Source organism: Chryseobacterium kimseyorum (assembly GCF_025971945.1).
GTDB lineage: Bacteria > Bacteroidota > Bacteroidia > Flavobacteriales > Weeksellaceae > Chryseobacterium > Chryseobacterium kimseyorum.
In genome coordinates this window covers 1-25,861 of the sequence record NZ_JAPDHW010000026.1, presented here as the reverse complement: position 1 = coordinate 25,861, position 25,861 = coordinate 1, and the positions used below count along the sequence as shown (strand labels likewise).

The 25,861-nt window shown below is 39.1% G+C and carries 22 protein-coding genes and 2 pseudogenes; 7 read left to right on the top strand and 17 right to left on the bottom strand.

Annotated features, from left to right (window positions below):
- The 3 genes and pseudogenes from OMO38_RS19560 to OMO38_RS19550 all read right to left on the bottom strand — a co-directional run.
- Positions 1-183: pseudogene (locus tag OMO38_RS19560) on the bottom strand (LLM class flavin-dependent oxidoreductase); the annotation flags it as partial.
- 89 nt (positions 184-272) lie between these two features.
- Positions 273-1,607 (bottom strand): NtaA/DmoA family FMN-dependent monooxygenase, encoded by a 1,335-nt coding sequence (locus OMO38_RS19555; RefSeq protein ID WP_264751862.1) that lies wholly within the window; start codon positions 1,605-1,607, stop codon positions 273-275.
- An 81-nt stretch (positions 1,608-1,688) separates the two neighbouring features.
- Positions 1,689-3,020, bottom strand: a complete 1,332-nt coding sequence (locus OMO38_RS19550) for an NtaA/DmoA family FMN-dependent monooxygenase (protein WP_264751861.1) — start codon at positions 3,018-3,020, stop codon at positions 1,689-1,691.
- Positions 3,021-3,345: 325 nt separating this feature from the next.
- Between OMO38_RS19550 and OMO38_RS19545 the strand changes: the two genes are divergently transcribed.
- From OMO38_RS19545 to OMO38_RS19515, 7 genes are all read left to right on the top strand, one after another.
- Positions 3,346-4,476 (top strand): LLM class flavin-dependent oxidoreductase, encoded by a 1,131-nt coding sequence (locus tag OMO38_RS19545; protein WP_264751860.1) that lies wholly within the window; start codon positions 3,346-3,348, stop codon positions 4,474-4,476.
- A 104-nt stretch (positions 4,477-4,580) separates the two neighbouring features.
- Positions 4,581-5,480 carry a helix-turn-helix domain-containing protein gene (locus tag OMO38_RS19540; protein WP_264751859.1) on the top strand — a complete coding sequence of 300 codons (900 nt, stop codon included), beginning with the start codon at positions 4,581-4,583 and terminating at the stop codon, positions 5,478-5,480.
- A gap of 251 nt (positions 5,481-5,731) precedes the next feature.
- Positions 5,732-6,802 (top strand): efflux RND transporter periplasmic adaptor subunit, encoded by a 1,071-nt coding sequence (locus tag OMO38_RS19535; RefSeq protein ID WP_264751858.1) that lies wholly within the window; start codon positions 5,732-5,734, stop codon positions 6,800-6,802.
- Between the two features lie 37 nt (positions 6,803-6,839).
- Entirely contained in the window at positions 6,840-10,019 is a 3,180-nt protein-coding gene (locus OMO38_RS19530) for an efflux RND transporter permease subunit (RefSeq protein WP_264751857.1), read from the top strand.
- 86 nt (positions 10,020-10,105) lie between these two features.
- Complete coding sequence (locus OMO38_RS19525) at positions 10,106-11,545, top strand: efflux transporter outer membrane subunit (protein ID WP_264751856.1); 1,440 nt, start codon at positions 10,106-10,108, stop codon at positions 11,543-11,545.
- A gap of 93 nt (positions 11,546-11,638) precedes the next feature.
- Entirely contained in the window at positions 11,639-12,217 is a 579-nt protein-coding gene (locus OMO38_RS19520; RefSeq protein ID WP_264751855.1) for a TetR/AcrR family transcriptional regulator, read from the top strand.
- 72 nt (positions 12,218-12,289) lie between these two features.
- Positions 12,290-12,880, top strand: coding sequence for a TetR/AcrR family transcriptional regulator (locus tag OMO38_RS19515; protein ID WP_264751854.1), 591 nt, complete (start codon positions 12,290-12,292; stop codon positions 12,878-12,880).
- A gap of 249 nt (positions 12,881-13,129) precedes the next feature.
- Here the strand turns inward: OMO38_RS19515 and OMO38_RS19510 are convergent, their stop codons facing one another.
- From OMO38_RS19510 to OMO38_RS19445, 14 genes and pseudogenes are all read right to left on the bottom strand, one after another.
- Positions 13,130-13,909, bottom strand: coding sequence for an SDR family NAD(P)-dependent oxidoreductase (locus tag OMO38_RS19510; RefSeq protein ID WP_264751853.1), 780 nt, complete (start codon positions 13,907-13,909; stop codon positions 13,130-13,132).
- Positions 13,910-13,920: 11 nt separating this feature from the next.
- A complete protein-coding gene (locus OMO38_RS19505) occupies positions 13,921-16,986 on the bottom strand; it encodes an efflux RND transporter permease subunit (RefSeq protein ID WP_264751852.1) in 3,066 nt (1,021 codons plus the stop codon).
- A gap of 6 nt (positions 16,987-16,992) precedes the next feature.
- Entirely contained in the window at positions 16,993-18,036 is a 1,044-nt protein-coding gene (locus OMO38_RS19500; protein WP_264751851.1) for an efflux RND transporter periplasmic adaptor subunit, read from the bottom strand.
- A gap of 13 nt (positions 18,037-18,049) precedes the next feature.
- Complete coding sequence (locus OMO38_RS19495) at positions 18,050-19,366, bottom strand: TolC family protein (RefSeq protein WP_264751850.1); 1,317 nt, start codon at positions 19,364-19,366, stop codon at positions 18,050-18,052.
- A 180-nt stretch (positions 19,367-19,546) separates the two neighbouring features.
- On the bottom strand, positions 19,547-20,464 hold the full coding sequence (locus OMO38_RS19490) for an NAD(P)/FAD-dependent oxidoreductase (protein ID WP_264751849.1): 918 nt from the start codon (positions 20,462-20,464) through the stop codon (positions 19,547-19,549).
- Positions 20,465-20,659: 195 nt separating this feature from the next.
- The gene (locus tag OMO38_RS19485; protein ID WP_264751848.1) at positions 20,660-21,277 is read right to left on the bottom strand and encodes a TetR/AcrR family transcriptional regulator; all 618 of its coding nucleotides are present in this window, start codon (positions 21,275-21,277) and stop codon (positions 20,660-20,662) included.
- A gap of 442 nt (positions 21,278-21,719) precedes the next feature.
- Positions 21,720-22,025, bottom strand: a complete 306-nt coding sequence (locus OMO38_RS19480) for a hypothetical protein (RefSeq protein ID WP_264751847.1) — start codon at positions 22,023-22,025, stop codon at positions 21,720-21,722.
- 3 nt (positions 22,026-22,028) lie between these two features.
- Positions 22,029-22,349: a hypothetical protein gene (locus OMO38_RS19475; RefSeq protein ID WP_264751846.1), complete on the bottom strand. Its 321-nt coding sequence runs from the start codon at positions 22,347-22,349 to the stop codon at positions 22,029-22,031.
- Entirely contained in the window at positions 22,349-22,864 is a 516-nt protein-coding gene (locus OMO38_RS19470) for a hypothetical protein (protein WP_264751845.1), read from the bottom strand. Before OMO38_RS19470 ends, OMO38_RS19475 begins: the two co-directional genes overlap by 1 nt.
- 7 nt (positions 22,865-22,871) lie before the next feature.
- Positions 22,872-23,150 (bottom strand): RHS repeat-associated core domain-containing protein, encoded by a 279-nt coding sequence (locus tag OMO38_RS19465; protein WP_264751863.1) that lies wholly within the window; start codon positions 23,148-23,150, stop codon positions 22,872-22,874.
- An 11-nt stretch (positions 23,151-23,161) separates the two neighbouring features.
- Complete coding sequence (locus OMO38_RS19460) at positions 23,162-23,914, bottom strand: hypothetical protein (RefSeq protein ID WP_264751844.1); 753 nt, start codon at positions 23,912-23,914, stop codon at positions 23,162-23,164.
- Between the two features lie 120 nt (positions 23,915-24,034).
- Positions 24,035-24,304, bottom strand: coding sequence for a hypothetical protein (locus tag OMO38_RS19455; protein WP_264751843.1), 270 nt, complete (start codon positions 24,302-24,304; stop codon positions 24,035-24,037).
- Between the two features lie 103 nt (positions 24,305-24,407).
- Positions 24,408-24,746, bottom strand: coding sequence for an RHS repeat-associated core domain-containing protein (locus tag OMO38_RS20365; protein WP_406567339.1), 339 nt, complete (start codon positions 24,744-24,746; stop codon positions 24,408-24,410).
- Between the two features lie 87 nt (positions 24,747-24,833).
- Positions 24,834-25,173: pseudogene (locus OMO38_RS19445) on the bottom strand (RHS repeat domain-containing protein); the annotation flags it as partial.
- Positions 25,174-25,861: the final 688 nt, after the last annotated feature.

Genomic DNA, 25,861 nt, shown 5'->3' with positions numbered 1-25,861 from the left:
AGATGTAGCACTGCTCCCCACCGATTCCGAGTTATGGTGTTCTGCGAACCAATATCTCGTGTAATTATTTTCGTCTGCAACCTTCGCCAGTGCCAGCGAATTGTTTAAAGTTTCTTTAAAAGTACTCCCTTGCGGCACAACAGCAAGCTCTAAGATCGAATATGCTATATTTTGATTATCCATAATTTATTTTAATTAGATAGTGACCTGAATTCAGTTCGGACATGTTTTGATAAGTTGATCCCGCCGAAACATTAGATATCGTTGTCATCCTAATATTTCTGCGTTGATACAATTCTAGGATCAATACCATACTGATCCTGAATCCCAAGGTTTTCTCTTAGCGTTCTCCCCTCATATTCCTTGTGGAACAGTCCGCGTTCTTGCAGAATAGGCACCACTTCATCAACAAACGCATCGATCCCGTCAGCATAAACATCGGTAGAGATCCAGAAGCCGTCAGCAGCTTCGGCTTCAAACCATGCTTGCATATGGTCGGCAGCCTCAATGCCTGATCCAACAATAACAGGATGATAGTCTATAACCCCGTGAGCGATGATATCCCGTAAACTCCACCCTTCTTTTGCTATTTTCAGTGCATGGGCAGATCGTGGATCATACGGGGACGGGCGCGCATTGGATAACTGCAGTTCTGAAAGTGGCCTGCCCAGTTCTTCAATACTTAACGGAATACGCAACATACTCTGCAGGTAGGCAACTCTTTGTGGAATTTCTTTTTCCGTGAGCAGGATTCTGCGATCAAGTGCGGTTCGCCTGTCTTTGGTGATTGTTGTCATCAGACCTGCAAAAAATTTGATATCGTCCGGATTTCTTCCGTAACCTTCCGCCGCATCTCTGAACGCCTGTCGTTGACTGCGAGCATCCTCGATCGTAAACGCGGATCCGATGACCACGTCTGCAAACCGACCTCCCAATTGATGCGCATTGGGACTGCCACCTGCATGGACGATAATGGGCTGTCCCTGCTCTGAAGGAGGAATGTAAAGTGGGCCACGTGCACCGACAAACTTTCCTTGCAGATTGATCGGGAGAATTTGATCTTTATTGGCAAATTTTCCGGAAGCCTGATCATGTATCCAGGCATTCCGCCCCCAACTGCCCCACAGTGCCTGAATAAGCAGTATGGCTTCGTGAGCCCGTCCATATCGCTCTTCGCTAGAAGGTATGGTCACCCCATAATTCGCAGCAGCATCATTGGTACTTGATGTAATGGCATTCCAACCTGCCCTGCCGTGGCTCATCACATCCAAGGCTTTGAATTGTCTGGCCAGATTGTAGGGCTCGTTGAAAGTGGTAGATCCTGTGGCCAGCAGGCCTATATGTTTGGTTTCCCTGGCCACGGCTGCCAATGTCATCATGACATCAAGACTCGTCATAGGCGGAACGCTTTCAATATCTACTAGGGTTCCAAATCCATCTGGCAGAAATAAAAAGTGAAGCTTTCCACGTTCTGCAGTCTGCGCTTGTTTTACCATTATATCAAAGTCTGCAAAACTCGTGGGGTTTACCCAGGGCATACGCCAAGCCCCCGGCTGTGACCCGTAGCCGGCTCCAAATGAGAGACCGATTAACATTTTTTTGTTCATGTAAAATAATTTGTATGGAAGGTAATGTTGCCAGTATCTATTTTATACGTACCAGTATTAATTTCTAACTTGTCATATTATCTATAGGTCAGGCCATTTTGCAGTTTTTGCGATACGTGGATCTAAGCCATAGTGCGGTGAAAGACCTAAATGGTCACGAAGCGTGGTTCCTTCATAATCTTCATGAAACAAGCCACGATTACGCAATATCGGTACGACTTGATCCACAAAATTACTAATCTCTGTATGAAAATCATCGAAGTTCATCATAAAGCCATCCGCCGCATCTGCCTCGAACCACTCTTGAAGATGGTCTGCAACCTGTTCTGCAGTTCCTACAACAGTCGGATATGGATCAAAGATCGCATGGGATAGGATTTCTCGAGGCGACCATCCTTCTTTAGCCAGTCTGACTGCCTCTATAGAACGTTGGTCATAGGGGTGCGGCCGCAAAGATTTAAGTTGTATGGGGTCAAGAGGCTCATCGAGTTGGGTAAGCTCCTGCTTTAGACCAAGATAGGCACAAAGACGTGTTAATTGCATCTTCAAATCTGTATGCACATCAAGCGCACGGCGTGTATCTAAGGCTTTCTGCTTCGTTTCACCGATAGTAAATCCAACAAATACTATAAACTTAATTTCTTTGGGATCCCGCCCTGCTTCTGATACAGTATTAAGAATGGTTTTACGCAGCGCAAGGCTTTCTTCGATGCTGGATGGCATACCAATGATGACATCAGCGTACATTGCTGCTGCATGTAAGCCGTAGTGGCTACTGGCAGGCATTACAATGACAGGTTGACCTTGGTCTGAAGGCGGTATAGGAAGCGGGCCCCTTGCTCCCACATACTTGCCATGCATATTGATCGTTCGAATATGCACAGAATTAGCGTATGTCCCGGATTGATCAGGCTTGCCTGCATCATATCCCCAACTTCCCCACAATGACTGAATGACTTGTATCGACTCATGGAGACGTTCATATTTGTTTTCACGTGGCGGTGGTATTTTACCAAAATTTGCAAAGGCGTCGGGCTCATAGCTGGGTATGGCATTCCATCCGACCCTTCCCCGGCTGATAACATCGAGAGCCTTTAGCTGACGGGCCATAAGGTAGGGCTCAGTAAAAGTGGTAGAGACTGTAGCAATCAAACCAATCTTTTTTGTGGCTTGAGTTACAGCAGCCAGGGTAATGATGGGATCCATATTAAACAGTGGATTTGCTTCAGCAAGGTTTCCATATAGAAACAAGCGGTCTGCAATAAAGATGAATTGAAGACCGCCCCGTTCTGCCGTCCGTACATGCTCGACGGTAACATCGATGTTGGTGTAAGCATTCGGATCTACATGGGGCATACGCCAGGTCGCTGCATGCGTTCCAAAATTATTTGTCAAGGCAATACCCAGAATCATGTGCCTACTTTTCGAATTTATATTGTTCATGATTGTACAGTGTTAATAATTCTTCTACTGCAAGATCAATAGAATAATTATTCTGCAAAGATATAAATTTACTTTACAAAAGAAAGTAATTATAATTATGATAGTTAAAAATTATTAACAATGATTATGTGCATTTACTTTCCTAAAGGAAAGTACTATCTAAATGAAAGTTATTTTTATGTAACTTTGCACAAGCAAAATAAATCGTATTGGTTTAAGATTGTACAGGTCAGGAAAAATAATTGCATAAGAAATTTTGGGGATCAACCACCTTATTATTTTTAATAGATAATTAATGGAAAAAAGCAGAAAAAAATTAAAGCTAGGTGCCGTATTGGAAGGAGTTGGATGGAATTATGTAGGCTGGCAACATCCTGATATGCCGGCAAATGCCAGTGAGAATATCGATCACTACATTCAACTGGCACAACTTGCAGAGACGTCAAAATTTGACACTTTGTTTTTAATAGACGTTAGTCACGTCGGTCCGGGAAACATCCCTCACTATCTGAGCATGTTTGAAGGTGTCAGTCTCATGTCAGCTCTGAGTACCCACACCAAAAATATCGGTCTGTCAGCTACCATCGCTTCATCGTATGCGGATCCCTACTCTGCAGCAAGACAGATCCTATCACTGGATAAGATCAGTAAAGGAAGGGCGTCGGTAAATATCATAACTTCCAATCCGGGAGGCATGGTAAATTTCAGCCGCGGTCATTTGGGAAGAGCAGACCAACACCCAATGAACAGAGAATTTCTTGAAATAGTTATCGGACTTTGGGATACCTATGAGGACGATACCTTTATCCGAGATAAGGAAAATGGGCTTTTCTTAAATTATGGCAAAATGCATAACATTAACTACAAAGGGAAATATTTTTCTGTTGACGGCCCGCTTAATATTAGCCGTTCGATTCAAGGAAGACCCGTTCTTTATACAGCAGGCACCTCTGAGAAAGCTTTAGAAAATGCCGCCGCCTATACGGACGGAATTTTTACGCATGGTGAAACTATGGTAGAAACAGTTGACATTGCTGACAGAGTAAGAGCAAAAGTTGAGTCAAAGAACCGCCGTCCAGAAAATTTTATGGTTACAGTCTCTCAAAACCCAATTGTAGGTGAAACGGAGAAGGACGCAATGGACAAGTATATGGAACTCATGCAACTTAGCCCAAGAAACAGCCTGCCACGACCACAATTTTTCGGTTCAGCTAAAAAGGTGGCAGACCAAATTCAAAAATGGCATGAAGCAGGCGCGATGGATCTGTTCTTGATCAGGCAGGACCATCCACATGGTCTGCGTGATTTTATTGACCTTGTGGTACCGATTTTACAGGATCGAGGCATTTTCAGAACGGAATATGAAGCAGAAACTTTGAGAGGAAATCTTGAAATACCATATCCACGTTGGAAAAAATTCGATTGATTAGGAATTTATCTTTTAGATATTTCATGCGAGATTGATCACAAATATCATCTCAACCTGTGGCATAAGTTGTGACTGCATATTATGTTTTTTTTTACATCCCTATGAAATCAATTATCCCAATTTACACCCTTGAGCAGTTCGTGGAAACTAATAATTTTGAGCTGCTTAATAAAGATCTGATATCTCGCAAAGTTGATCCTGACAATTTAGACTGCATTGAGCTCAATTTTCCAGCTAAGATCAATAGTTTCTCGCTGCTTTTAGTGACAGCAGGAAATGTACGATTGAATATCGATTTTCAGCAGATCACGCTGCAACGAAATGATATCATTTTTCTTTATCCAAGTAATATCATAGAGTTTCTCGAAGTGTCCTCTGATACTTGCTTTCAAAATCTTTTCCTATCGGTAGAGTATTTCACAAATTTAAATTTTCAGATGAACTCCCAGGAAGCGCTGGATATACTTTCTAATAATTTTTCCAAAGTCATTACACTCTGTGAGAATAGCGCGTTGAATATCAACCATAATTTTGATCGGTTATCAGCTCTCAATAATCCTAAAAACGATACTTTGTTCAACAGAGAAATGCAGAAAAGCATCGTTACCCTTGTTATGTACGAACTTGCGGGATATGTGCAGAAGCAGAGAAATCCCTTAGTAAAGACTTTCCGTAAAGAGGATATCGCACTTAAGTTTGCTCATCTAGTTGGCCAGCATTACCAGACCAGAAGAGACGTGCAGTTTTATGCCGACCAGATTTACGTTACCAGAACCCATCTTACAAGAACAATTAAAGATGTTTATGATAAAAATCCAAAACAGATTATCGAAGATAAAATTATATCTGAAGCCAAAATATTATTGTTAAAAAGCGGGATCAGTATTAACCAGGTGATGAAAGAACTAAGGTTTGATGATCAGCCGACCTTTACTAAGTTTTTCAAGAAAAAAACAGGATATAGTCCAAATGTTTATCGTAGATCACTGATGAATGCATAAACATTACTTCCAAATCAATTCACTCTTGAATACTTGAGCTTTTAAATGTTCTTTATTGACAACGATAGGTATCTTTTTAACATTGTAGTCTGACTTTTTAGTCAATAATTTTGCAGACGCATACTAAGAAAAAATCTTAATCAATTATGAACAATTTAAGCAGAAAGTTAATTTCGGGCTCAGTACTTTTTTGTGGCCTATTTTTACTGCAATCATGTAATAAAAACGAGCAACCGCCGCAAATGCCTCCGATGGAATTGCCTGTTTCCAAAGTAGAACAGGGCAACGGACTCGTTTCCAAAGAATATCCTGCCAGTATAGAAGGCGTAACCGATGTGGAGATTAGACCTCAGGTTTCCGGTTACCTTCAGAAAGTTTATGTGGATGAAGGCGCATATGTAAGAGCCGGACAGCCGCTTTTCCAAATCGATTCCAGAATGTATGCCGAGCAGTACAATACCGCAAAAGCCGGTGTTGCCGTGGCAAAAGCGAATTTGGCCAATTTAAACATCGACCTGAAACGTAGAAGAGAACTGGTGAAGGAAAGCATCGTTTCAAACATCCAATTACAACAAGCGCAAGCGGCATATGACGGAGCAAAGGCATCATTGACCCAAGCGGAGGCGGCGGCGCAATCTGCAAGGATCAATCTTGAATTCTGTACAATCAAAGCCCCTGTCAGCGGATATCTGAGCAGGATCAACTATCGCTTGGGAAGTCTGATTAGTCCCTCTGGTGTAGATCCTATCACGGTTCTTTCAGATTCTCACGAAGTAAATGTCTATTTCAGTATGAGTGAAAACGATTTCCTCACCTTCCAAAATTCTCAGGTTGGAAGTACCATTCAGGAAAAGATAAAAAAGGCGCCGATGGTCGGTTTACAAATCGCGGACGGTCATCTGTATGAAGAAAAAGGAAGAATCGATGCGGTAGAAGGCCAGTTTAATTCCAATACGGGCTCTGTAACTTTCAGAGCGAAGTTTAACAATCCTAAAAACATCATCCGTGGTGGAAATACAGGCAAAATCGTCATCGACCAACACTTTGACAATGTGATTATGGTTCCGATTGCATCCACATCAAACATTCAGGATAAAGTCTATATTTTCACTCTGAATAAAAACAACAAAGCGGTTCAGAAAGCCATTGAAATTTCAGGGAAAAGCGGTACCAATTATATGGTGTCCGGTGGCATCAAAGCCGGAGAATCTTACATTGTTTCAGGCTTCGAAAGATTACAGCCGGGAATGTCTGTCGTTCCGAAATCCGCCAATCAACAAGCCATTAAAACTCAAACCAAAGCTGCAGCCGGAAAAGGTTAAGAAACGGTTGAAGTTTAATTTCTAATAATAAAAATCAATGTTAAAAACGATTATAAAAAGACCGGTCTTAGCGACCGTTATATCGGTGTTGTTGGTCATCCTTGGAATTGTGGGGATAAAAAGCCTTCCCATCACGTCTTTCCCGGAAATTGCGCCGCCAAGTGTTACGGTAATGGCTGCCTATCCAGGTGCCAATGCAGAAGTCATTGCCCGCTCTGTGGCACCACCGTTGGAAAATGCCATCAATGGCGTAGAAAATATGGATTACATCACCTCCACGTCCAGTAACGGAAACCTAATGCTGAATGTGGTCTTTAAATTGGGCACAGATCCCGACCAGGCTGCGGTAAATGTACAGAACAGAGTGGCGCAGGCTACCAGCCAGCTGCCCGCAGAGGTCAACCAAATCGGAGTGACCACGATGAAGCGACAAAACAGTATGCTGGCAATGTTAACCATCTATTCTGAAGACCCTTCTGTGAACGACCTTTTTATTGAAAACTACGCTAAAATTAATCTTGTTCCCGAACTCAAAAGGATCAAAGGAGTTGGAGATGCTATGGTTTGGGGAAATAAAGACTATTCGATGAGAGTTTGGCTGGATCCACAAAAAATGGCAGCTTACAACCTGACACCGCAGGAGGTCGCCGGTGCGATTCAGGTACAGAATGTGGAAGCGGCACCGGGAAGATTCGGTGAGCGAAGCAAAGAGGCATTAGATTATGTGATCCGCTATAAAGGTAAAAATACAGAACCTTCGCAGTACGAAAATATGCTGATCAAAGCAGGAGTTGACGGAACGACCTTAAAGCTGAAAGATATTGCCAAAGTGGAATTTGGTTCTTATGATTATGGAATTTCAACATTGTATAAAAACAAGCAGGGTGTGATGGTTGCCATGTTCCAGACGGCAGGTTCTAATGCCAATGAAATTGAAATTGCAGCGCAGCAAAGAGTAAAAGAACTCTCTGCATCATTCCCGCCGGGGATAAAATATGTATTTAATTACAGCTCTAAAGAATCATTGGATCAATCCATCGATCAGGTAGTTCACACTTTGATCGAGGCGTTCATACTGGTTTTCATCGTTGTATTCATCTTCCTTCAGGATTTCAGATCAACTTTGATTCCGGCCATTGCAGTTCCTGTATCTATTGTAGGAACATTCTTCTTTATGCAACTGTTTGGGTTCTCGATCAACCTTTTAACTTTATTCGCTTTAGTTTTGGCCATTGGAATTGTGGTGGATGATGCAATTGTCGTAGTAGAAGCCGTTCACGCCAAAATGGAACACCGTAAACTCAACGCAAGAGCGGCAACAATGTCGGCCATGAGCGAGATCACAGGAGCGATTTTCTCTATTACCCTAGTAATGGCAGCAGTTTTTGTACCGGTTGCTTTTATGGAAGGACCAACGGGGATCTTTTATCAGCAATTTGCGCTGACATTAGCAATGGCCATTGTTATCTCAGCAGTAAATGCACTGACTTTGAGTCCGGCATTATGTGCTATCCTACTGAAGCAACACCATTCCCAGGCACATGGTCACGCGCCGAAAAAACTCTCTTTTAAAGAAAAATTCTTTGCAGGATTCAATGCATCATTTGACAAAATGACATTCAGATATGGAAAATCAGTATTGTTTTTATTAAAGAAGAAATGGGTCGCTTTTACAGGTCTTGCGATTGTAATTGGTTTATTTGCGTGGATGTTCACTATTACCCCAACCGGATTTATTCCTGATGAAGACCAATCATTTTTGATGACAACAGTATCCTTGCCACCAGGCTCAACACAATCCCGTACAACAGAAGTCGTAACCAGAGGTGAACAAATGCTGAGGAACCATCCTGCAGTGAAGAGTATTGCCTCAGTAAATGGCCTCAATATGTTAAATTTCAGTACTTCCTCTTCAAGTGCGGTGTTGATGATCAAATTAAAAGATCCTAAAGACCGAGGTGCGGTAAAGGATATTAATCAGTTAATTGTACAATTTCAGGGTGAAGTCAACAAGATCAAGGAAGCTTCGTTCTTTGTTCTCGGAATGCCGACAGTTCCGGGATTCGGAACTACAAGCGGTTTGGAGATCGTTCTTCAGGACAAGACGGCAGGCTCATTGACCAAATTCAATGAAACATCAAATTCCTTCATCGGTGCATTGATGCAGAGACCTGAGATCGCAATGGCATTTACCACTTTTAATGCTTCTTTCCCGCAATATGAATTGGTGGTTGATGAAGTTAAGGCAAAACAATTAGGTGTGAATGTTTCAGATGTAATGTCTGTAATGCAGGGCTACTATGGTAGTATGCAAGCGTCGGATTTCAACAGGTTTGGTAAATACTATCGTGTCGTGATGCAGGCTCCACCGGAGTTCCGTGCCGACCCTAATTCTTTAAATGGAATTAACATTAAAAATAATGTCGGACAGATGGTTCCGGTAAGCACGGTGGCTTCGCTTAAACAAACCGCCGGACCGGAAGTCGTGGATCATCATAATTTGTTCAATGCCATCGGCATTACCGCAATGCCAGCTCCAGGATACAGTACTGGTCAGGCAATGGCCGCCTTGAAAGAAGTGAGTGCACAGAATTTACCAACCGGATTTTCTTATGATTTGAAAGGGATGGCTCGTGAGGAACAGTCTTCTGGCGGACAGTCGGCGGTGATCTTCGGACTGTGTTTTGTCTTCGTTTACTTTATTCTTTCCGCGCAATATGAAAGTTATCTGGTTCCGTTTGCAGTGTTGTTGGGAATTCCGACAGGATTGTTAGGGGTATTTGTAGGAATCTCAATTGCTGATATTGCAAACAATATATATGTGCAAGTTGCTTTGGTAATGCTCATCGGTCTTCTGGCAAAAAATGCAATACTGATTGTAGAGTTTGCTATGCAGAGAAGGAAAGCAGGAAAGAGTTTAACGGCAGCTGCAGTGGAAGGGGCGAAAGCGAGATTAAGACCCATTTTGATGACCTCTTTAGCGTTCATTGCAGGTCTTCTTCCATTATTATTTGCATCGGGACCATCCGCAATCGGAAATCATTCCATCGGATATGCAGCGGTTTTCGGAATGTTGTTCGGAACTGTTCTCGGAGTATTTATTACCCCAGTTCTTTTCGTAGTATTTAAATATTTGCAAGAGAGAATCAGTGGTAAACCCCTGGATGAAAGTATATGGGATTATGAACCTTCAAAACTCGCAAAACAAAATCATTAATATAATAGTTTAGAGACCAAATGATAATTTTTGAGTAAGCATCGCACTCTTGCTTACTCAGGTTATCGGCGGATAAAAAATGTACAATGAAATCAAATATAACATTATATACAAGCATCGGAACCGTAGCTGTACTCTTAAGTATAGCGTCGTGTACTGTTCAGAAATATAAGGCTCCGGAAGCAGAATTACCCGAGAGTTTCAGAGACACCACTCAACTGGTTATTACGCAGGACAGCACACAAAGCAGTATTGCAAAAATCCGTTACAGAGAGTTTTTCACAGATCCCACCTTATTGTCACTTATTGACAGCGGCGTTAAAAATAACAATGACCTTAAAGTTTCCATCAAGCAAATCGAATCTGCAGCATTAAGCTACACCCGTTCAAAGTGGGGAAATATTCCGAATGTCAATTTAAACATCGCAACGGCATCCATCAGCCGACCATCTAATAACAGTTTAAACGGTGCATTCACGCCACAAATAACAGGAAAAAGTTTTGTCGAAGATTATAATTCAAACCTGTCAATCTCGTGGGAAGCAGATATCTGGGGCAAGATCAAGGGACGAAAAGAATCTGCTTTGGCAGCCTATCTACAAACTCAGGAAGCTGCAAAAGCGGTTCAGACGCAATTGGTTGCTCAGATTGCTCAGGGCTATTACAATCTTTTGATGCTGGATACGCAATTGGATATTACCAATCAGAATTTAAAACTGGTCGAAAATACCTTGAGAATGATTACCAAACAGCAGGAATTGGGAATTACAACAAGTTTATCGGTTCAGCAACAGGAAAATACACGTGACCAGATGCTGGTAACGATTCCGATGATTGAGCAGTCGATCACGATTCAGGAAAATGCGCTGAGTATTCTTACCGGAAAAATGCCTGGAGAAATTCAAAGAACCTTAAAACTAGCGAATATGCAGACGCCGGAGTACAGATCAGTAGGAATTCCCGCGGAACTTCTGAGTTACAGGCCTGATGTAAAAAGCAGTGAACTGACCGTAAGACAAGCATTTGCTAATGTAAAAGTTGCCAAAGCGAGTATGTACCCGGCTTTAAATATAACAGCACAAGGTGGTTTGAACTCGTTTACGTTCAAAAACTGGTTCGATATTCCAGGCTCTTTGTTTGGTGCTGCCGCTGGTTCATTGGCAATGCCATTAATCAACGGAAAACAATTGAAGACCCAGTACGAACAGTCAAAAATCGCAATGGAGCAATCCGAGATCAATTTCAAACAAACCGTTTTAAGCGCGGTTGGTGAAGTTTCGAATGCTTTGGCGAATATTGAATCTGCCGATAAACAGGAAGTCATTACTGTCGGTTTGGTTTCAAGGTCAGACAAGGCAGTAAATACTTCAACCAAGTTATTCCAGCAGGATATGGCGACGTATCTCGATGTCATTACCGCTCAAAACAATAAGCTGCAGGCAGAATTGAGTTTGGCCAATATCAAGCTTCAAAAGCTGAATGCTGTGGTTGATCTGTATCGTGCGCTTGGAGGCGGATGGCAATAGATTCAGCTATGAATATTAAAATTGACCATAATTAATTTTTTCTTGTCATAGCAGTTGGTAAAATTTCCGGCTGCTATATTAAAATATAATGAAATGAGCGATACAGAAAATAAAATAAAAGATTCAACAGTAACGATTCTTCTGAAAGATGGCAATTTCGGGTTTACTTTGTCTGATGTTGCAGAAAAGTCGAAAGTAAGCAGAACGGTAATTCATTACTATTTCAGGTCAAGAGAGAATCTTTTGTCTGTTGTGACAAAAGAAATTCTTTCGGAGTTGGTAAAACCTCGTTATGACACGCTCATCAATGAAGATCATCTTACAAATAAAATTCTTAAATTTTTGGAAAAATCAGACAAGATCTGCGAATTGTATCCTTACATTGATGTTTTTCTTATGGTTAGGCATACAACAAGTAAAGATCTTCAAAATTTCTTCGACGATATTTTATTAAGTTTTAAAGGTTTGATGTCAGAAGTTCAGGATGCTATTGATAGGAAGGAATTAGAATATCCAAATGCTCAATATTTTTTAAGCGACCTTTTTGCACTATCTTCATTCTCATATGTGTTCAGCAATTTTTTCTGCACTTTAGACATTCCATCGCATCACAAGTCGAGTTCACGGGACTGTAAAAATAAAAATGGAAGGATTTTGGATATCCTTTTTTAATAGCATCTACAAGAAAGCTCAAATTATACTATTTTACATAAAAGAAGTTTTGATAAACAATAAAGGTGAATTGTGGGAAGTAAAGAACGGATTTTAAAGAAAAAAGCTGAAGTTGCGCGTTCCATACTTGACGTGGCGCTGCATATTTTGACCACAGAAGGAATTGACGGAATCAGTATGAGAAAAATTGCTTCAAGGATCGAATATTCACTACCTGTTATTTACGCACATTACCGCAGCAAGGAAATAATAACAGATAGACTGACAGATATTGGTTTTATAAAATTACGTAAACAAATGGAAAAGTTTGTGGCAAATTCCGAAGGGTCATCTTCACCGCTTGAAAAAATGCTGACCGGATACATAGAATTCGCTTTTGAGAATAAATCGTTATATCTCCTGATGTCAAGTAAATCACTTGAAAAACTTTCAGGAGAACATTATCGATCTGAAGCTGAAAAATTGGCGGTAGATTTTAAGGCTGTAATAAAAAATTCGCTTCCTGCACAAAGAAAATTAAGGGAAAGTGAAATCGATACAGTGTATTATGGTATGATATCCCTGGTTCATGGAATCATTACAGTATGTTTTGCATCGGGGAAATTTTCTGGCCGGGAAAGAGATCTTATTATTAGTAAGTTTGTTAAAGCAATAATTAAATAAAGAACAATGTAGGTATTACAAAAAGGCTATATAGATAATCTAATGGAATACCGCACCATTATATGCTGTATCAGAAAAATCAGACATAGCATAATTGATATGCCTGATTGATATGATATGATATGATATGATCGTAATGCCTAAAAGCAGGAAATAATCACAAAGTATAATTAGGTTATATCCTGCCGTCATATAATAACGTTTTTACGATTTTTCAAAGGAAATCACCGTTTACCACTTCATCATTTTTTACAAACTTTTGCCTGCTAAATTCTTTTTGATCTTCATCATCAAAAAATAAGGAGTTATACTGGGCAGATTGGAAAGAAACCAATTCATATAACCAACGATTTTCTTCCCTTTTCCATATAGCAACAGTTTAACACCTTCTTCTGCCACGACTTCAGGATGTATCGGCTTGTTGGTTTTTACCATTTTGGCCTTGAGCTTTTCCTCTGTATAAAATCCCGTATCGATCGGTCCCGGACACAATGCAGTGACTACAACGCCCGTTCCCTCAAGTTCGGAAGCGAGTGTTTCCGCAAAGGCCAGCACGAAACTTTTCGTAGTAGAGTAAACGGAATAATACGGAAATGGCAGAAATGCCATAACCGAGGATACATTCATGATCCGGCCTGATCCTCTTGCTACCATATCAGTCGCAAAAAGTTTGTTGAGTACCACCAAACTGGAAATGTTCAAGTCGATCATTTTCAGTTCCTCTTCCAGGGAAGTTTCTATGAATTCTCCATAAGTTCCAACACCGGCATTGTTGACCAGACCTGTAACCAACAGATTTTTCTCCAGAACTTCACCGTAGAGCTCTATAGCATTATCCACCACAGAAAGATCTTTGACCATGCAATACATAGAGACCTTGTAGATACTGATCAGTTCTTCCTGCAACTTTTTCAGCTTTTCCTCACTTCTCGCCACCAAAATCAGATTTTTGCCTTTCTCTGCCAGTTGAATAGCCATTTGGTAGCCTATTCCGGATGATGCTCCTGTAATTAAAATATATTCCTTCATTTTTTTAAATTTTAATATTCTTCTTCTTTTATAATATCAAGACTTGGCGGTATCAGTTTGTACATTACAGGGGTCACAATTCTTGAGAGAATCGTTGAGCTTATCAAACCTCCGATCAACACAATCGCCAAAGGCGCGATCAAGGGATTTGAATTTAACGCCAAAGGAATCAATCCGCAGATCGCTGTGATGGAAGTTAAAACCACAGGAAGAAAACGTGTTTCTCCGGCAATGGCAATGGCTTCGTCGATCGACTTCCCTTCCAGTCTGAGCTGATTTGTGAAATCTACCAGCAATAGAGAATTTTTAACCTGAATTCCCGACAGTCCGATGAATCCGATGATCGCAACCATCGACATCGGGCTTCCATCGATCAGCAGGAAAATAACGCCACCTAAAATTCCCAATGGAATGATGGATAAAACAATAATGATCCCTTTGAATGTTTTGAACTGTAACAACAAGACCGCAATGAAAAGGAATGTGCTTAAAATAATGACCGAGATAAAGTTACCACCCAGTGCATCGCCTTCAGATTCTTTTTCACCAGCCAGTTTGTAAGAATAGCCTTGCGGCATTTTCAGTTTGTCAAGCTGAGGAACAATATCCACCAGCAGGTCATTGGCATAGTATCCTTTGGCCGTCATTGCCGAAACTTTGGCAAATTTTGACTTATTGAAGTGGTTGATCGCTGTTGGCGAAGTTTCAAAGGTAACCGTCGCGATCTGATTCAGTGCGATCGGTGCTCCCTGAACATTGTTGACATAAAGATTTTTCAAAGCATCAAGAGTGGAGAATTTTTCCCTTGGCAAAGTTAAGGTCACGGTTCTTGAATCACCGCGGTCATCAATGTAATCTCCAACAGGAAGTCCGGCAATGGCAAGGCGGATCACTTTATCGACCTCACTGGTCATCACGCCTAACGTTCTTGCTTTTTCTTTATTAATCTTTACCTTGACATCTGTTTTATAGGTATTCAACTCATTGTTGACGTAAACTGTTCCTTCCTGTTTTCTCAGAATATTTTCAACCTGTGAAGAGAGTGATCGCAGCACCGCTGGATCTTCACCAAAAAGGCGAACTACAATATTGGCTTCAATCGGTGTTCCCTGTTCGAAATCTTTGACCTCAATTTTCGCGTAAGGTATTGTCTTAAATTTTTCTCTCAAGGTTTCAATCAGTTCGGTCTTTACAGCTGGTTTTGCCTCGTCATCCAATTGAACAAAGACTTGTGCGAAATCCGGTTTTCTGTCCTGTGGATGCACATTGTAATAGATCTGCGGGTTTCCTTTTCCAACATTTGAAGTGTAATAGGTGATTTCCTTGTGATTTTTTAATTCAGACTCAACGATCTTCGCCACACGGTCACTTTCGGAAATGTTGGATTGTAGGGGCATTTTGATATTGATCAGGAACATCGGTTTTTCAGAGGTCGGAAACAGTTTAAATCCTGTGAAACTGAATAACGCAAATGCCAAAACACTCAAGGCCAATGAAATTCCTATCGTTATCTTGGGATATTTCAAAGCTCTAGGCATAATGCCCTTGTAGGTGTTGGTCAGGAATTTCTGAAGGTATTGAAGAAAGATATTTCCGCCTTCGTGGTCGTGGGTCTTCAGAAACTTGCTCCCCAGAAAAGGAACTAACGTCAACGCGACCAACATCGAAGCTAAAACACTCGTGATCACGGCCATCGGAAGACTTCTCATAAATTCTCCTGCAACATCAGGAAGGAATGCCAAAGGCAGAAACGCAATGATCAGCGTAGCGGTACAACCAACGACTGCTAAACCAATCTGTCTGGTGCCTTTCAGGACCGCATCTTTCTTGGAATGCCCTTCACGCAGCCATCTTTCAATATTCTCGACGACCACGATACTGTCATCGACCAACAGTCCCAAAGCGACTACCAAACCAACGATACTTAACTGGTTCAATGAAAATCCCAGTGCGTTCATTGCAATTAATCCCAGTGCCAGTGACAAAGGAATGGAGATCATCACGATCACCGAAGCGCGCGTTCCCAAAGGCAATAACGTGATAATGACCAATATGATCGCCAACCCAAAGTCGAAACCTAAATGCCCGAGACGCTGCGAAACCATATTCGCCTGATCGAAGTTTTTAACCAATTTGATATTTTCGGGAAGATCCTTTGCAGTCTGCTCAAGGATCGGTTCAAATTCTTTCTGAACATCTGTAATATTGACATTATCCTTCATCCCTGCACTGACAAGAACACATCGGTGTCCGTTGATCCTCGTGATATGATCTACCGTTTGCGATCTGTAACCCACTTCGGCAACATCTTTCATATAGACGATCTTTCCGTTCGCATTGTAGATAACAGTATTGGCTACATCTTCCTCATTTTTGAACTTACCACTCGTTTTTACGTTGAAAACTTTAGTATCCATATCAATACTTCCACCCGGAATGTCGGCAGCCTCGCTCTGTAAACTTCCCATCACGACATTCAGAGGGATTCTCAGCTGAGCCAATTTATCCAGTTTCAGATCTACCCTGATCTCCTGTTCCGGAATCCCTGAATAGATCACGTTTTTAAGATTGGTAATCTTCTCCAGTTTTGTTTTAAGTTTGTCTGCTTCGTCGTGCATTTTTTTCTCCGAAGCATTTTCAGACACCAAGGCTACCTGAAGAATTTTGACATCGGCCGAGGATATCTTTTCTGTTTTGATCTGATAGATGTCTTTTGGAAGCTCACTGTTTTTTAGTGCATTGATCTCCGTGGAAATTTCCTGGTACTTGTTGTCCACATCAACGCCATATTTGAATTTGACCTCAAAGGCGGCAACACCATCTTCCACAGTGGTCAGGATCTTATCGATATTCTCCAATCCATAGATCTTATTTTCAATAGGTTTAACCACCTGTTCTTCCATATCCTTTGGACTTGTACCGGGGTAAATGACCGTGATCAGATATTGAGGCGGATGCGTTGCCGGATCTTCCGATCTTGGCATTGTGAACAGTGTCAGCATACCCACTACGGCAACGAGAAGAAACATGATCAGTGTGAACTGATAGTTTTTTACAGCAAAATTTGTAATTTTCATTAGTTGTTATTTAATGATTTTAATGTTCGACTGCTCGTTCAGATAGGCACTGTTGGAGATCACTATCCTATCGCTTTTCTGAAGTCCATCCTGTACGAAAACTTTGCTGTTTTCGAATTTGGCGATCGTGATCGGTCTTTTCTTGACCTTGCTGTTCTCAACAACAAAGACAAAGGCTCTGTTTCCGTCAGCTTCGAGTAGAGAATTATAAGGGATCACAATAAAGTCTTCGGAATGATCGGTTTGGATCTCTGCCTTTCCGAACATTCCCACTGCTGGTTTGCTGTCATTCATCGTCAGTTTGAGCTCCACCTGAAAAGATCCGAGCGCCATATCGGCTGCCTGTGATTTCCTGAACACAAAGGCATCGAATTTCTTTCCAGGATAGCCGTCGAGTGTAACCACTGCTTTTTGCCCGATCTTTGTGGATGCCCATTCGGTATCTGTCAAACCGACTTTCAGTAAGTAATTGTTGTTGTGAGAAGTTTCATTGATCATCAGAACCGGAGAACCCGGACCCACGATCTCGCCTTTGTTTGCTATTTTCTGTGAAACGAAGCCGTCAGAGCTTGCATAGATCTTTGCATATCTGGCATTGAAAGCAACGGCATCTTTTTGTCTGCGCGCAATGTCAAGGCCTGTTCTTGTGTTCTGAACCTGCTCTAATGTGTACACACTGTCCTTGTATAGATTGGTTGCACGTTTGTAATCACGCTCATTCTTCTGAACATTCAGATCGGACTGATTCAGACCGGCACGGATCTCGGTCTCATCCAGTGTTGCCAGAAGCTGACCCTTTCTGAAAAACTGACCTTCCTCAACATACACGCCGCTCACTACTCCACCGATCTTGAAGGAATAGGTCGTTTCGTTTTCTGTCGTCACCAAACCTGATGCGCTGATGTTTCCGGCAAGCGCCAGAGATCCGACCGATGCCGTTTTCACGGGAATGATCTCGCCACTTTCCAAGGGTTTGACTTCTTTTTGCTCTTCTTTGCAGGACATGATAAATAAAAGAGAAAGCATTGATATTTTTAATGTTTTATTCATGATCTTTTAATTTTTATCTTTTAAAATTAAATGTAGCATTGGCCCTTTCCAGCTCTGCAAAGGCGATCCAGGAATTGTACAGGGAAATATTGGCATTCAGCTGAGTATTGACCACCTGATTTTGGGCATCCAGCAACTCGATATAAATGGCCATTCCTTCTTTGTACAGTTTGGTAACATCTCCGTTGTATTTTTGGGCAGTTTCTTTTTGCTTACTATCGGATTCATACTGTTCCAATGCCGATCTCAGATTGTTTTGGGAAACCTCGAACTGCAACAGCAGCTGCTGTTTTACATTGTCGATCTGAGAACTGATCTTTTTGCTGTCCTCATCCACCTGCTTCAGCTTAAATTTGTTTTTGTTACCTGAGAAAATATTCCATTCCAGACTCAGACCTGCAAAATAGTAGCGGGACGACCTATCCACTTTAAAATCAAAATCCTGCAATCCCAGATCTGCAAATCCGCTTAGTTTTGGAAACCAGTTGGATCTCGTTAATTGATAAACGTTTTCGTTGATCTCCTTTGCCTGTCCCAATTGTTTCAATTCTTCTCTGCTCGATGTATTTTCTGTGATCATTTCGTTTGGAAGTTCAAGGATCTCGTCGATTTCGATTTCTGAATCCAGCTTTTGATTGAGAAGAAAGTTGAAATAAGATTTTGCATTTTTGCTTGTGTTTTTTGCCGTTTCAAGATTCGCCTCGATTCTAGTTACCTCGTTATCACTTCTGAGTACTGCAGTTCTGTTGATCTTGTCATTTTTAAAAAGTGATCTGTTGACCCTTTGATTTTCTTTGACGATGGCCAATGCATTTTCATAGATCCTGATACCTTCCACAGATTGCAGATACTTGTAGTAGGCGATCTTTATTTCCTTGACCAATTCACGCTGATAGATTTCCAGTTCGATCTTTTGCAACGTCGTTTGTTGGGCCTTGATCTTTTTATTGTAGATGATCTCATAGTTTAACAGAGGCATCGTCGTGTGAAGCTTGACATCGTAGAAATTGTTTGGATTGATCAATACCGACTGATTCTGGAGTTGTGGAAAAGCGTTGGAACTCGTGATCTGATTCAATGTACTGTACACTGGATTTAGCATATCCCCGATCGGAATGTCAATGGTCCTTCCGCCGTCTGCAATGGTGTAATTGGTAACAAAGGCAACATTGGGCGAAAACAATGATTGTGCTTCCTTCAGCGCATATAAACTTTTATTGATGTCAAAGTTCTTCTGTTTGATCACTTCGTTGTTTTCAAGACCGATCTCAACGTAACGGTCGAGATGTTTTTGACCATACCCAAGAAAACCAAGGCATAGCAGAAACATTGATGATAAATTTTTAATTGATAACATTGGATATAATTTGAACATTGTTCATAAATTTGTAAAAAAAGTGTTGTTCAAGCTGCCGATAGTCTATAAATCAGAATTGACTTGATCTGAGCATCAGTAAGGGATTTCAAAAGAGATTTTTATCACCTTCAATTAAGAAACTTAACTGTGATATTATCTAAACATTTCAGCAGATAACTCCCCATTGATCTTTACTCCCGCAACAGATCCTGATGAAACCGCCAATGAAACGGACCTTAACATGTTGCTATTGTCACCAACTGCATATACACTCTCTAAGGTAGTTTTATGAGATTCATCAATTTTGATAAGACCTGCATCTGTCAGCTCACATCCCAATTCCTGTGGAATATTAGAATGCTGTAGGAATGGTACCGGTGCATACATTGCTTCAAAACTTTCTGCTGTTCCATCAGAAAATATGACCTTTTCGATATATCCGTTGTGGTGCTGTATTTCTGAGATTTTTTTCTCAATTATTTTGACACCATTTCTTTGAAGGATTGCAATATTGTCAGCATTACTGGCATTTATCTCTGATGTGATCAAGGTGACATCATCGGTCAGATTTTTAATTAACGAGGTAAAATAAACCAGACGATCTCCATCTGCTAATATTGCTGTTTTCTTGTTTCTAACCTCATATCCATGACAGTAGGGACAGTGTATGACAGATATGCCCCAACACTCTGCGAATCCTGTGATAGCATGTAGTGAATCTACAATTCCGGTAGCAAAAATCAGTTTTTTAGTTATAAATGACTTCCCATCTGAGGTTTTTATAACAAAACCCTCTGATATTTTGCTTCCACTCACTGCGAAACCTTCATAAAACTCGATGGTTGGATATTTGGCAACCTCTAGCCTGGCAATTTTCGCAATTTCTCCAGGCGGTACACCATCTCTTGTTAAGAAATTATGTGAGTGAGGGGTCTGCTTATTGCAGGGATTCCCGCTGTCAATAATTAGGACATTTCTCATAGAACGTCCGAGTGTCATGGCAGCAGAGAGTCCCGCATAACTGCCACCTACGATAATTATATCGTACAATTTTTGATTACTTGAGTCCATATCAATGTTTTTAAAGAAGACAGAAGGCATGGAAATCGCCAGAAATGCGAGAGTTCCGTTCTTAATAAAAATCTTCTGTCCATGGTTGTTATAAATATTTAAGAGTTCGTTTTAGTAGTACCAGTTACTATTACCTAAATTAATCTACACGTCGTTTTTATTTTGAATGATGTTCATTTTTATTGACAAAAAAATTTACATCTTTTCTAAGATTTTCAAATATTCGTTATAGCCTTCTGAAAGAATAGTTTCCGGACTGCTGAATTTAATGCCTTTGGTTCTGTGACGGATCTCTAAACAGCACATACCGTGAACCAGACTCCAGATCATAAAAGATAATGCTTCGGAATTATGAGCCTCAAAATGACCTTGCATCATGCATTCCTCTACAGTCTCTTTTAAGTAGCCATATGTCTCGGTTCCTTCCGGCCATAGATTATTTTTCTGTTCCTCGAGATAATCCATCGGAGCTTTCAGATTGAACATCAGATCATACATCTCAGAATTTTCCATTGCAAACTTGATATAGACAAATCCCATTTTCCGAAGTCTCTTCATAGGATCCTCGATTGCAAAAAGCTCGCTGAAATACTGTCCTAGCTCCTGAAAACCTATCGAATGCAGATCATGGAAGATTGCATTCTTGTCTTTAAAATAAACATAGACAGTACCCACACTGTAGTTGATCTCATCTGCTATGCTTCTGATCGTGGTGCATTCGATCCCCCTTTCAACGAAAAGCTTTTTGGCTCCGTTAAGAATAAGCATCCTTAGTGCTTCCTTCTCCTTCTGTTTTCTTTCGCTGATACTCATAAATAATATTATGATACAAATTTATAAATATTTTTTGAACAACGTTCATTTTTTTTAACTATTTTTCTTCTGAGATCAATATCATAAACTAAAAAACTATACTTGCCAAAAAAGGATTCGTAATAATTGCATAAAATCGCCCTCCACCAAAATAACAGACTAGGCTGAATAAATGTTTCTTGAAATTTTTTCAAGGTATGTAGGGATCCAAGCATCTTACCGTTTTAAAAATTGCCATCTATTTGCGCAGATTCTTCACCTTCCACTGTATCAAGTTCAAAATTTAAATATATCCTATCATTTTGCACACCTTTCGATTACTGCATCCACTCTGGATTTCTAACCAAAGTTTTACGAACTTATCATTAAAAATATACCTAATTTCTTTCTGAAACAGTTTTTATCAAAGTACTGCTTCTCGGTATTACAAATACATCACTATCTAAAGACCTGGCAAATATCCCGTTGCAATGCTCACCACACTTTTTCCAATTCTAATACACAGGTGCAAAACACTGTCATTCCATGCCTCAAAACCAAGTACCAAGGTTTTATTCAGAGACGCTGCTCCCGCTAATGCCTGATTCACTGTAAGATCATTAAAAGTCAATCGTGCCAGCCTATTGCAATTAGGTATACCTTCACAGTCCGCCATTTTTCTGGCAAACAGAACCTGCTCAATATTCCCTATAGGATCCCCACTCCTAAAGAGCAGTGATTCAATTAAAAATTGCAATGTTGTTTTCATATGTTAAAAATTTATCCTTATTGTAATATTTCTGTTATTAAAAATTATGCAAGCAGTTGTAAATCCTAACATTGGCATTGTTTTACTTTTTTTACTAAAGATTAGACTATCGCCATTTTTGACTGTAATAAAATTGTCAAATTCTGACATAAAAGTTAGGAATGATTTATCTTTATCATATGCATTAAATTTTTCAATTAATACCTTTGATCGTACATTCTTAACTATTTCCATTTCTGTACCATATATTTCTGTTGTCTTTACAGTAGAGCAGTTTATAACAGCAAATGAAAAACAAATTATTATTGTTTTAAAAGATTTCATTATCTCGTTTTTGGTTGTTGTTGTTCTATTAACCTTATAGACTCTGTTCTTTGTTCTGGTGTCATTTTTAAACCTGGAGCACCTTCTCCGATTAAATTATCAGGAGGGGATGATAAAGTAGCTTTACTATTATGTTTTTGTCCGGATGTATGAAGATCCTCATGAGCACCTGTCTGCGCTAATTTGCTACTATCTCTTTTATCATAAAGCAAATTACCATTTGCATCATGAGGCATACCTTCGGTAGTATAAACATTAATTTGAGTTCTGTTCACTTGAGTGTTATCAGAATTATCTGCCATACCATTGGTATTTAATACACTCAAAGTTATCTCATCAGGATTCATATTTTTAAAGTCATCCACATTTTTAGTATCATAGGAAATATTATATTCTCTAACAATAGTAGATTTGTCACTTTCACTGAAGGTAACCGTAACTAGATTTCCATGAGAATATTTTCCTCCAAGTGATGAAACAATTTGAGCGTTTCGTTTTTGATTTAATGTTGCCATTTGTGCATTAGAAAGAACTCCGCCAAGTATTATTTACAGGCTTATATGTAAGATGTAAGTTGACTGTTTTGTTTTCTAAGTTTATATTCGGCACCCACTCCAAACCTTCTAATTCTCTACCATCTACTACCCTATTTTCAGAAAAATTGTAATGCGATTGATAAGAATACTTTTCAGAAAGCGGATCTATGTTAAAGAAACGTCCAACATCAGGAATATAGTTTCGCCACTTAAATGCATAAAATCCTGTCTCTTGTCGCTCTTTTTCCTGAAACTTATAATTAATTTAAAAAGTGTTTACGGCAAATCTTTCGTAACTTTAGAAAGACAAGAGTCTTCCATATAAATTGAAAATAATTGTTCGATATACCAAATAGTTTTTTCAGAACAGATATTTTTATCTTCTCCAAATAAAATTATTTCCTGAATTGATTTAATGAATGACTCATCTGAATCCATTTTCAAAAAATTAATATTATTTCCATTTAGGTTAAAATAATTATTATCAAAAACACTAGAATTTATATTAACATAACTATAAATCCCTTCTACCAATTTTTCTTTCGCATTGATACCAAAATATACACTTAACTCACCAACTGCAATGTTTTCAATTTTTTCACTTTGCAAATTTCCTTCTTCAAAATTCTCTTGCCGCGCAATTTCGGTAATAATTTTACTCTTAATTTCATTTAAATAAAATGTGCTTGGTATTCTTTTTTCTGGAAATTCACAATTTTTATTAAACAGATCTCTTAGATTTCTATTACAACTGTAATGTGTTCTAATCAATCTCTTTAGATAATCAACAATAATTTCTCTACAATATTTCTGTTCAAATAAATAAAACATTTCTGTTCTCATTGATTCTAAAAAATTCTTGTAAGAATAAATATCTAAAAAAATAATTTTATTTCGCTCGTAAATAAATTGGAATTGAGGACTATGATTTCCTAAATAAAGATCATATATACCATTCCGTAACTTTTTTTCATCAACTTTTCCTTGATAAGTTCCATGAACAGTAAAACCTTTTTTGAGAATACGCATTTTGTGATATATAACCTTTTTGAAAAAGTGTCTCTCTTATATTGTTTCTAATTGAGGAAACGTGGTAATATTTTGAGATTTATAACAAGTAACTATGAAAAGTAAGGCAATATAAAGTACTTAGTCATAATTATTTTTTTTAATTTTATTATCTCTCATTTCTTTAAGAATCTGTTCTCCGATAGCTGTTGGTATTGTTTCGCTGTTAATTTTTGGGTCAACAATACCAGTTTCTTCTTGTTTCTTATGTAGTTGGTAGTTTTTTTCATTTGCATGGCCAATCTCATGACCGAAAGTTGAAGTTGATATAACAAAAGCGCTTAAATTTCCCTTCTTCACATTATCTGCGTCAGCAGAATTTAAAACTTCGTCTGGATTTTTAAAAGGCATCTTCACTAGATCCCTCATATATTGTAATCTCAAAACCTACAAGTTTGCCATCTTTCTCAATTGCATGCGTTTCCCCCAATGAAAAAGGGTGGTTATCTTCACTTTATTCTACAGTTGTTGGAAACTCTGAAGTTACTAATTGATCAAATTGTGTGGCACCTTTATTACCTGAATTTTTCAAACCATCTCCATATGCTCTGTCTTTATTTGTAGCAAACTTTGTATACGCTCCTTTTCCATCGTTAGCTTTGGGGTCATAAATTAACTGTCCATTTTTGTTTCGCCAATCATCTGTTTGTCTTCCGTCAGGATCGATAAATCTGATTGGATTATTAAACGCATAATTGTAAGGACTAAATCGTGTCATCTTTTCCGCAAGCGGATCCACAACACCCCTTCTTCCAATATCCGGCATATAAAACCTTGCTCCATAATCGTACATTCCTGTCTCCTGCAGTTCTTTACCGTTGTACCTATATTAAAAGTTGTTAAAGTCTAAATTTTTAAATCTGAACTTATGTTAATTTCTCCCATCCGGATCAATAAAACGTATAGGATTATTATTACCATAGTGATAAGGTTTAACTCTTCTTGAAGTTTCCGCCAGTGGATCAACAACACACCATCTTCCGATATCCGGCATGTAGAATCTTGCGCCATAATCATACATTCCGGTCTCCTGAAGCTCCTTCCCGTTGTACTTGTATTTATAGCTTGCATTCCCGCCAAAGGATTGTATCCTTCGTACTCCAATACAAACGGACAATAATTATTTTCTTAAGAACTTCGATACTGCTTCCATTATCCAGATAGCTTAATCTTACATTTCCCAAATGATCTGTATAATTGTAAATATACTTATTTTTCACAAATCAGAGTTTTCTTCTGACTTCATTAATAAAAATGTAGCAGCCTTTTAAACAAAAAACCCACCATAGTTGCGGTTGATTTAATTATTTATTTATCTATCTGCCACTCGACAAAATTGTGAGGTAACTTGGGGATAAAATTACGGCTAGCAGAAGATATTTTTCCAAATACTAATTACAGACATTCATAATGAGCTGTCCAAGATTTTGCTTCTTTAATATTATTTTTTTCATCAAAAATCAATAAGTATTTGGCGATGCTGCCACAATATTTTAAACCCTCTTTAGAATTTGATATAACATCAACTCTTAAAGAATCATTTCTTAACTCATTAAAAATTGCTATATGAGAAGGTCCTTTAAATTAACCTCTTGTAAAAACATTTTGCCTTTTATAATAATCTGATGATTGCCAGGAATTTTGCCAATATTTTTTGTTCAGTTTAGCTAAACAAAGAAATATTTTACATCATTTCAACAAATTTATAATGAAAGACATTATAATTTAACAATGAGTAGAATGCTCAAAAATCAATCCGTAAAAACAATAATTAGAATCGAGGGATAGATCATCATAGGAGGAAAAAATAAAATGAGATAATTCACTAATTAAATAGTGAATTATCTTTATAAACTAATATTATTTATCAAGTTTTCAAGATTCTATTGATATTATAGCAAATAATAC

Bases quoted from the DNA above. Each gene is read 5' to 3' on its own strand.
- OMO38_RS19555 (WP_264751862.1), bottom strand. From the start codon at position 1,607: ATGAACAAAAAAATGTTAATCGGTCTCTCATTTGGAGCCGGCTACGGG.
- OMO38_RS19550 (WP_264751861.1), bottom strand. From the start codon at position 3,020: ATGATTCTGGGTATTGCCTTGACAAATAATTTTGGAACGCATGCAGCG.
- OMO38_RS19545 (WP_264751860.1), top strand. From the start codon at position 3,346: ATGGAAAAAAGCAGAAAAAAATTAAAGCTAGGTGCCGTATTGGAAGGA.
- OMO38_RS19540 (WP_264751859.1), top strand. From the start codon at position 4,581: ATGAAATCAATTATCCCAATTTACACCCTTGAGCAGTTCGTGGAAACT.
- OMO38_RS19535 (WP_264751858.1), top strand. From the start codon at position 5,732: ATGGAATTGCCTGTTTCCAAAGTAGAACAGGGCAACGGACTCGTTTCC.
- OMO38_RS19530 (WP_264751857.1), top strand. From the start codon at position 6,840: ATGTTAAAAACGATTATAAAAAGACCGGTCTTAGCGACCGTTATATCG.
- OMO38_RS19525 (WP_264751856.1), top strand. From the start codon at position 10,106: ATGAAATCAAATATAACATTATATACAAGCATCGGAACCGTAGCTGTA.
- OMO38_RS19520 (WP_264751855.1), top strand. From the start codon at position 11,639: ATGAGCGATACAGAAAATAAAATAAAAGATTCAACAGTAACGATTCTT.
- OMO38_RS19510 (WP_264751853.1), bottom strand. From the start codon at position 13,909: ATGAAGGAATATATTTTAATTACAGGAGCATCATCCGGAATAGGCTAC.
- OMO38_RS19505 (WP_264751852.1), bottom strand. From the start codon at position 16,986: ATGAAAATTACAAATTTTGCTGTAAAAAACTATCAGTTCACACTGATC.
- OMO38_RS19500 (WP_264751851.1), bottom strand. From the start codon at position 18,036: ATGAATAAAACATTAAAAATATCAATGCTTTCTCTTTTATTTATCATG.
- OMO38_RS19495 (WP_264751850.1), bottom strand. From the start codon at position 19,366: ATGTTTCTGCTATGCCTTGGTTTTCTTGGGTATGGTCAAAAACATCTC.
- OMO38_RS19490 (WP_264751849.1), bottom strand. From the start codon at position 20,464: ATGGACTCAAGTAATCAAAAATTGTACGATATAATTATCGTAGGTGGC.
- OMO38_RS19485 (WP_264751848.1), bottom strand. From the start codon at position 21,277: ATGAGTATCAGCGAAAGAAAACAGAAGGAGAAGGAAGCACTAAGGATG.
- OMO38_RS19480 (WP_264751847.1), bottom strand. From the start codon at position 22,025: ATGAAAACAACATTGCAATTTTTAATTGAATCACTGCTCTTTAGGAGT.
- OMO38_RS19475 (WP_264751846.1), bottom strand. From the start codon at position 22,349: ATGAAATCTTTTAAAACAATAATAATTTGTTTTTCATTTGCTGTTATA.
- OMO38_RS19470 (WP_264751845.1), bottom strand. From the start codon at position 22,864: ATGGCAACATTAAATCAAAAACGAAACGCTCAAATTGTTTCATCACTT.
- OMO38_RS19460 (WP_264751844.1), bottom strand. From the start codon at position 23,914: ATGCGTATTCTCAAAAAAGGTTTTACTGTTCATGGAACTTATCAAGGA.
- OMO38_RS19455 (WP_264751843.1), bottom strand. From the start codon at position 24,304: ATGCCTTTTAAAAATCCAGACGAAGTTTTAAATTCTGCTGACGCAGAT.
- OMO38_RS20365 (WP_406567339.1), bottom strand. From the start codon at position 24,746: ATGTACGATTATGGAGCAAGGTTTTATATGCCGGATATTGGAAGAAGG.